The following is an 8,039-nucleotide window of genomic DNA, read 5'->3' on the forward strand; positions in this document are numbered from 1 at the left end:
AAAGTTTTTCCCAAAATTCTTCAAATTTATCTTCAAGTATACTTTTAATAGTTATCTTACTCATAGAAATAATCACCCAATTTAATACTCCTATAGGTAATTTATCGAACTTATCCACAATTTCTTAAATATATAATTTCCTATAGAGTTAAAAAGAAAGCCTGGTTAGGCTTTCTTTAAATTAATTACTACTCTTCTATAAGGCTCCTCACCTTCGCTAAAGGTTTCAACATATTGATCATTTTGAAGGGCTGAATGTATTATTCTTCTTTCATATGGATTCATAGGTTCAAGCTTGAAACTTCTACCGGTTTTCCTAACCTTATAAGCGGTTTTATTAGCAAGTCTTTTTAATGTTTCCTCTCTCTTAGCTCTATAATTTTCAGTATCAAGTAAAACCCTCTTATATTCATCATCTTGATCTTTATTAACCACTAAGCTAACAAGATATTGAAGGGAATCTAAAGTTTCTCCTCTGTAGCCAATTATTATTCCCATATCCGGTCCTACAAGATTAATCTTTAGTACATCGTCTTCTTCCTTAATCCTTATCTCAGCCTTTACTCCCATGGAATTTAATACATCTCTTAAAAAAGTTTTTGCTTCATAAATATAGTCTTTTTTAACCTTGACCTTTATTCTAGCTGGTTTTGCACCAATAAGCTTAAAAAGTCCTTTACTTCCTTCATCTAGTACTTCTACTTCAACCCTATCTTCTGTTACATTTAATTCTGATAAGGCAGCTTTTAAAGCATCTTCCACGGTCTTGCCGGTCATTTCAATAATTTTCATACCCTACGCACCCACCTTTTTAATATTAAAAGGTATTTTATTTTTTACCTTTCTTTTTACTACTTCCTTTCCCCTTTGGCGTAAAACTCTTACTGTTTGTTTCTTTTAATACATCTTTACTGTTTTGTACACCATCATCTTTTTTACTGTTAGCTGAATATCCCATTTTCTTCATAAATAGGTTTTGCAAAATAGCAAAAACGCTACTAGTAATCAAATAAACACCTAATCCTGCTGCTACACTATATGTTATAAAAGCAGAAAAAACAGTCATTACCAAATTAGTTGTACCCATAGTTTTTGCCTGAGGGTTATCTTTAGGCATCATTATAGTCATTGAGAAATATGAGGATAATGCATATATAATTGTCAATAGTATGTTCCCACTTGCACCTAAATCAGGAATTAAGGGGGTAAATCTTAAGCCTTTTAATTCCGGTCCTAACTCTCTAATCAAAGCGTACATTGCAATAAATATTGGCATCTGAATCAACAATGGTAAACATCCACCTAATGGACTTGCACCTGATTCTTGATAAAGCTTTGCCAATTCTGCCTGTTGTTTTTGAGGATCATTTTTATATTTATTTTGAATTTCCTGCAATTTAGGCTGAATTTCTTGCATTTTAGCTTGAGACTTAGCCTGCTTAATATTTATAGGAAGTAATAATACCTTAATTATTAAGGTAAATAGTATGATTGAGAAACCATATGTATATCCCGCGGATAATCCAAAGATTTCAACGAACCCTTTTATATATTCAAATATTGTAGTTAATATATTTGCTATCACCTAGCTAACCTCCTGAAAGTTATTTTACGGGATCATATCCTCCTTTATTATAAGGATGACATTTTAATATTCTTCTTATGGCCATAAGGCTCCCCTTAAAGGCTCCGTACTTTTCAATAGCCTCTAGGGCATATTGAGAGCAAGTTGGATAAAACCTACAACTTGGCTTTTTTAAAGGAGATATATATTTTCTATAAAATCTAATTAGGGTTATTAGTATTTTTCTCATTTTGGTATAGACCTGCTTTCTTGAATAGCTTTTTCATAGCTGCTTCAATTTCCCAATAGCTCTTATCCTTTGCTGCCGTTCTTGCAACAAAAACCAGGTCATATTTTTTACTTATATTTTCGCAATTCAACCTATAGCTTTCACTTATTAATCTCTTTACTCTACTTCTTACTACACTTTTTCCTACTTTTTTACTTACAGATATCCCTACTCTATTTATTTCCTGACCATCTACTGTATTCCTGTTATTTTTAAATATGTACAAGACTAATATATCTGTAGAAAAAGATTTTCCTCTTCTATACACTAACCTGAACTCTGTATTCTTTCGCAACCTCTGAATCTTCATTAAAATTCACGTCACCCCATTTACTGCAATTACAGAAAAAGGCCACAAAAAGCGGCCCTTATGCTGTCAATCTTTTTCTACCTTTTTGTCTTCTTCTCTTAAGAACATGTCTTCCAGATAGAGTACTCATTCTTTTTCTGAATCCGTGCTCTCTCTTTCTTTGCTTCTTTTTTGGTTGATATGTCATGAACATCCTAACTACACCCCCTTTATTGCTGGTGTTTATAGCAATTTACTTACTACCAATTTAACTTATTAATAGTTTTACCATATAATTATATCTATTGCTCTTATTTCTGTCAAGAAAACATATTGTCATAATTTCTCCACAAAATGTTGATAACTTTATTGCTTTATCCACTTTTTTGTGGATAACTTCTTGAACAGCCCCTATTGTTTTGCTATTATTAATATAAACATGTTGATAAATTATTTGTCGAACAAGTTATCCACACTTGTTGATAATTTTGTGGATAACTTGTTCATTATCTCTGTATAACTTCTCTTATACTTTCTATTTTTGGCTTATTTACTGCGATTATGCATGCTTGAACAATGTTATTAATTTTTTTGTCCACATGTGAATAAAGGAATTATCCACAATTTTTATTAACATGTGAATAACTTTATATACATTTGTCAACAAATTTAAACAGGCAGCTTGTACTTGTTGATAAAGTTGTGAATATATTTTTTAATATTTTAAGACTGGAGGATAAAAAAATGAGCGCCCAATTAAATGATTTATGGGAAAAAACATTGAATATAATCAAAGGCGAGCTTACAGAAGTAAGTTTTAATACATGGATCAAAAGTGCCATTCCTATATCTATGACAGAGGATACAATTAAATTAGGAGTACCAAATGACTTTACAAAGGAAATTCTAGATACTCGCTATAAGGAATTATTGATCAATGCCATAAAGCTCATTTCAACAAAACGTTATAATGTAGAGTTTATAATCGCCTCAGAGGAAGCTGTAACCACTGAAAAAGCTGAAAATTCATCTGAATCTGAAACAAAGAAAAATGTGCAAGCAACTGACGAAATGATTTCAACTCTAAATCCAAAATACACCTTTGATTCTTTCGTTATAGGTAATAGTAATAGATTTGCTCATGCGGCCTCCTTAGCTGTAGCAGAATCCCCTGCTAAAGCTTACAATCCTCTTTTTATATACGGAGGAGTTGGTCTAGGTAAAACGCACTTAATGCATGCAATTGGACATTTTATATTGCAATCTAATCCTAAGGCTAAAGTTGTTTATGTATCTTCTGAAAAGTTTACTAATGAATTAATTAATTCTATAAAGGATGATTCTAATATAGAATTTAGAAATAAATATAGAAATGTCGACGTTCTACTTATAGATGATATTCAATTCATAGCTGGAAAAGAACGAACTCAAGAAGAGTTTTTCCATACCTTTAACGCCTTGCATGAAGCAAACAAGCAAATAATTTTATCTAGTGATCGTCCTCCTAAGGAAATTCCTACTTTAGAAGATAGACTTCGGTCCAGATTTGAATGGGGACTAATCGCAGATATTCAACCACCAGACTTTGAAACTAGAATAGCAATCTTAAAAAAGAAGGCAGATGTTGAAAAGCTGGATATTCCTAATGAGGTTATGGTTTATATAGCCTCTCAAATAAAATCAAATATCAGAGAATTAGAGGGTGCTCTTATAAGAATAGTTGCTTATTCATCACTAACCAATAGGGAAATTAGCGTAGATTTAGCTTCAGAGGCACTTAAAGATATTATATCTAATAAAAAATCAAAACAGATAACTGTAGAATATATACAAGAAACTGTTGCTGCTTACTACAATCTACGAGTGGAAGATCTTAAATCTCAAAGAAGAACTCGCAATGTAGCCTTTCCTAGACAGATAGCAATGTACTTATCTAGAAAACTTACTGATATGTCTTTACCTAAGATAGGTGAAGAATTTGGCGGTAGAGATCATACAACTGTAATACATGCTTATGAAAAAATATCAGAAAGCTTGCAAAAAGATGAAAGCCTTCAAAATGCTATTAATGATTTAACGAAAAAGATCACTCAAGATTAATTAACAGTTGTTTATAATTCTTTATAATTGTTTGTGGATAACTTAAATATGATATAATTTTAAAAGAACAATGTGGATAAGTAGCAAATATTCATCCTATCTTATCCACAATTTATTATGTTCATTTTTTTGTGTATTATCAATAGCTAGAAGTATTTATCCACATATCCACAGGCCCTACTACTACTACTACTGATTAATTATATATACCTATCCTATGTAAAGATAACAATAGACCTGTGTATAAATTAATCAACAATTTAGATTAAGGAGGTACTTTTTATGAAATTTATTTGTAAAAAAAATATTCTTCAAGAAGCTATATCAATAGCTCAAAAAGCTGTAACTGGAAAATCTACTATGCCGGTTTTAGAAGGATTACTTATTAAAGCAGAAGGAAATAATTTAACTATTATCGGTTCTGATACAGACTTAAGTATAGAAACAAAATGTGAAATTGAATGCTTAACACCAGGAAGTGTAGTAGTAGATGCAAAGTTATTTGGTGAAATTATTAGAAAGTTGCCTAATGATATGGTTGAGATAACAACATTAGAAAACAACACATTAGATATATATTGTCAGAAATCTAAGTTTTCACTAATGCATATGGACGCTAAGGACTATCCAACTTTACCAACAATCAATGAGAATATGATATTTAATGTACCTCAAGGTGTATTAAAAAATATGATAAAGGGAACTATTTTTGCTATTGCTCAAGATGAAACTAGACCTATACTAACAGGAGTACTTTTTGAAGTTAAAGATGGCAATCTCAATATGGTAGCTTTAGATGGTTATAGACTTGCTTTAAAAAGGGAATATATAAACACTAACAATACTATTAGTTCAGTGATTCCTGGAAAAACCTTAAATGAAATTTCAAAGATCTTAGATGATAGTGAAGAAATAACCAATATTACTTTTACAACAAATCATATCCTATTTAACCTAGGTAACACAAAGGTTATATCAAGATTGCTAGAAGGTGAATTTATTAAATATTCATCAATTATTCCTGAAGAATACAATTTAAAAATTACAGCAAAAAGAAATGAGTTGTTAAACTGTATTGAGAGAGCATCTTTATTAGCTAAAGAAGGAAATACTAACCTTATAAAATTGAATATTCAGGAAGACAATCTAATAATAACCTCCAATTCTCAATTGGGAAAGGTTAAGGAAGAATTAACTATTATTTTGCAAGGTCAACCTTTGGAAATTGCATTTAACTCAAAATATCTTATAGACGTGCTTAAGATAATGGAAGAGGAAGAAATTGAAATGGAATTTTCTAGTGCGGTAAGCCCATGTGTTATAAAAAATAAAGAGAAGGATGATTGTATTTATCTCGTTCTTCCAGTTAGATTACGTAATAACTAAAACATAAGCTGAAATCATTAATTAAAAATGGTCAATAATATAACAAAGGAGGGAAGGAACTACAAGAGTTCCTAGAAAATGAAAGAAGTAAAAATCAGTACTGAATTTATAAAATTGGATTCCTTTTTAAAGTGGTGTGGAATTGTAGACCGTGGTTCCGATGCTAAGATCTTTATTTTAGATGGAAATGTAAAGGTCAATGGTGAAGTGGAGCTTAGAAGAGGTAGAAAGCTCAGAAATGGTGACATAGTTGAAATTCAAAATGAAGAATTTAAGGTAATTCAATAAAAATATATTGTGATATAATATACATGGGTTCTTTTAGATAAAACTTATAACTTAAATAGGAACAATAAAGAGATAGATAAAAGCAGAATGAACAGGTGTTTTGAATGCATGTTAAGTATTTACAATTATTAAATTACAGAAACTATAAAAAGTTGTTTTTAGAATTAAATGAAAATGTTAATATTTTTATAGGCGATAACGCCCAGGGGAAAACTAATATACTTGAAAGTATATATTACTGCAGTTTTGGCCGCTCTCATAGAACAAACAGAGACAAGGAAGTTATTAAGTGGAATGAGAATGAGGCCTATATAAAACTGTATATTGATAGAGAACCAATAGATAAGAAAATTGAAATTAAAATCTTAAAGGAAGGAAAAAAAGCAATAAATATAAACTCTATAAAAATCAGAAAAATATCTGAACTAATGGGAGTTTGCAATGTTGTTATGTTTTCTCCAGAAGATTTAAAAATTGTTAAGGAATCTCCAGGACATAGAAGGAGATTTCTTAACATGGAATTATGCCAATTGGATAGAAAATATTATTATAATTTGGTACAATATAATAAGGTCTTAATGGAGAGAAATACTATTTTAAAAGGAAAACAGGTAGATCAATCCATATTAGATATATATGATGATCAATTGGCTACTTTTGGTGAATATGTCATAAAACGAAGAATGTGGTATATAAGTCAGCTTAATAATTATGGGAAGAGTATTCATAAAGAGATAACTTCTAACAAAGAAGATGTAGAATTTGGATACTTATGTCAGTTAAAATCTTTTGATAATATAAAAATGGATTTGCTTGAACTTTTGAAGAAAAATAGAGCAAGTGATATTTATAAAAACAGCACATCAATAGGACCTCATAGAGATGATTTTTATATAAGTATTAATGGCATTGATACTAGAAATTTTGGCTCTCAAGGCCAACAACGAACTTCAGTTTTAACTATTAAGTTTGCATCTTTAAAAATAATCAAAGAGGTTACGGGCGAACATCCTATATTGCTATTGGACGATGTTTTATCCGAATTAGATTTTAAAAGGCAAAAGTATGTGTTAAACTCAATATCCGATGTGCAGACCATAATAACTTGTACAGGAATTGAAGATATAAAACTATATATAAACGATAAGGCATCCATTTTTTACGTTAAGGATGGCAGTGTAGGAAGTTAAGGGAGGATTTATTATGTTTTTGCATCTTGGTGAAAATGTTGTGGTTCCAGTTAAGGATATTATAGCTATATTCGATATGGAAGCCTCAGTTTACGGATCAGATACATCACAATTTTTGAGGTTAGCTGAAGAAGATGGTTTTGTGGAAAAGATAACAAACAAAATGCCAAAGTCCTTTGTCATAGCAGAGGTAAATAAGAAGAGCAAGATTTTTTTATCACCTATATCATCTTTAACTTTGTGTAAGAGGATGGATAAATATTTGGAAGAAGAATAGAAGCAGATAAAAAGCTTTGGTATCTATAATACGAGGAGGATGTCCATGTTTGATCAGGGAAAACAAGCTTATGATGAAAGTCAAATACAGGTTTTAGAAGGTTTAGAGGCTGTTAGAAAAAGACCTGGTATGTACATTGGAAGTACAGGTTCTAGAGGACTTCATCATTTAGTTTATGAAATAGTTGATAATAGTATAGATGAAGCACTTTCAGGGAACTGCAACCATATTTCGGTAACCATTCATCAAGATAATTCTATAACTGTACAAGATAACGGTAGGGGGATGCCTGTAGGAATACATCCTAAGATGGGTAAGTCTACAGTAGAAGTTATAATGACAATACTTCATGCCGGTGGAAAGTTTGGTGGTGGAGGCTATAAGGTTTCTGGAGGTCTTCACGGTGTAGGTGCCTCTGTTGTAAATGCTTTATCAGAGAAATGTACTGTAACCGTTATGAGAGAGGGAGGAATCTGGACACAGAGCTATAGTAGGGGAAAGGTAGTTAGTGAATTTAAAAGAATTGGTGACACTGATGATCACGGAACTACCGTTTACTTTAAACCAGATCCAGAAATATTTGATGAAGTTGAATATGATTACGATACATTAGTTCAAAGACTTAGAGAATTAGCTTTTTTAAATAAAGGTATAAG

General features: G+C 31.0%; 11 protein-coding genes. 6 read left to right on the forward strand and 5 right to left on the reverse strand.

Annotation, left to right across the window (positions count from 1 at the left end; all coding sequences use genetic code 11):
• Positions 1-165 precede the first annotated feature (165 nt).
• The 5 genes from jag to rpmH are packed head-to-tail and all read right to left on the reverse strand — an operon-like array spanning position 166 to position 2,356.
• On the reverse strand, positions 166-792 hold the full coding sequence (jag, locus tag N3C_RS13785; protein WP_074366590.1) for an RNA-binding cell elongation regulator Jag/EloR: 627 nt from the start codon (positions 790-792) through the stop codon (positions 166-168).
• 37 nt (positions 793-829) lie between these two features.
• On the reverse strand, positions 830-1,585 hold the full coding sequence (locus N3C_RS13790; protein ID WP_074366591.1) for a YidC/Oxa1 family membrane protein insertase: 756 nt from the start codon (positions 1,583-1,585) through the stop codon (positions 830-832).
• Positions 1,586-1,604: 19 nt separating this feature from the next.
• Positions 1,605-1,814 carry a membrane protein insertion efficiency factor YidD gene (gene yidD, locus N3C_RS13795; protein ID WP_074366592.1) on the reverse strand — a complete coding sequence of 70 codons (210 nt, stop codon included), beginning with the start codon at positions 1,812-1,814 and terminating at the stop codon, positions 1,605-1,607.
• Positions 1,786-2,163, reverse strand: a complete 378-nt coding sequence (gene rnpA, locus N3C_RS13800) for a ribonuclease P protein component (protein ID WP_074366593.1) — start codon at positions 2,161-2,163, stop codon at positions 1,786-1,788. The genes yidD and rnpA overlap by 29 nt, the downstream gene beginning before the upstream one ends.
• Before the next feature lie 58 nt (positions 2,164-2,221).
• On the reverse strand, positions 2,222-2,356 hold the full coding sequence (gene rpmH / locus N3C_RS13805) for a 50S ribosomal protein L34 (RefSeq protein ID WP_074366594.1): 135 nt from the start codon (positions 2,354-2,356) through the stop codon (positions 2,222-2,224).
• Positions 2,357-2,886: 530 nt separating this feature from the next.
• Here rpmH and dnaA point away from each other — a divergent pair.
• The 6 genes from dnaA to N3C_RS13835 form a co-directional block, all read left to right on the forward strand.
• On the forward strand, positions 2,887-4,242 hold the full coding sequence (gene dnaA / locus N3C_RS13810; protein ID WP_074366595.1) for a chromosomal replication initiator protein DnaA: 1,356 nt from the start codon (positions 2,887-2,889) through the stop codon (positions 4,240-4,242).
• Between the two features lie 282 nt (positions 4,243-4,524).
• Entirely contained in the window at positions 4,525-5,628 is a 1,104-nt protein-coding gene (dnaN, locus tag N3C_RS13815) for a DNA polymerase III subunit beta (RefSeq protein WP_074366596.1), read from the forward strand.
• A 78-nt stretch (positions 5,629-5,706) separates the two neighbouring features.
• A complete protein-coding gene (gene yaaA / locus N3C_RS13820; RefSeq protein WP_074366597.1) occupies positions 5,707-5,916 on the forward strand; it encodes a S4 domain-containing protein YaaA in 210 nt (69 codons plus the stop codon).
• Positions 5,917-6,020: 104 nt separating this feature from the next.
• Complete coding sequence (gene recF, locus N3C_RS13825; protein WP_074366598.1) at positions 6,021-7,106, forward strand: DNA replication/repair protein RecF; 1,086 nt, start codon at positions 6,021-6,023, stop codon at positions 7,104-7,106.
• A 13-nt stretch (positions 7,107-7,119) separates the two neighbouring features.
• Positions 7,120-7,383 carry an extracellular matrix regulator RemB gene (gene remB, locus N3C_RS13830; protein WP_074366599.1) on the forward strand — a complete coding sequence of 88 codons (264 nt, stop codon included), beginning with the start codon at positions 7,120-7,122 and terminating at the stop codon, positions 7,381-7,383.
• 45 nt (positions 7,384-7,428) lie between these two features.
• On the forward strand, positions 7,429-8,039 hold a 611-nt coding region (locus N3C_RS13835; protein WP_178377839.1), incomplete at its 3' end, for an ATP-binding protein.

This window comes from Clostridium sp. N3C (genome assembly GCF_900095445.1).
Taxonomy (GTDB): Bacteria; Bacillota; Clostridia; order Clostridiales; family Clostridiaceae; genus Clostridium_AU.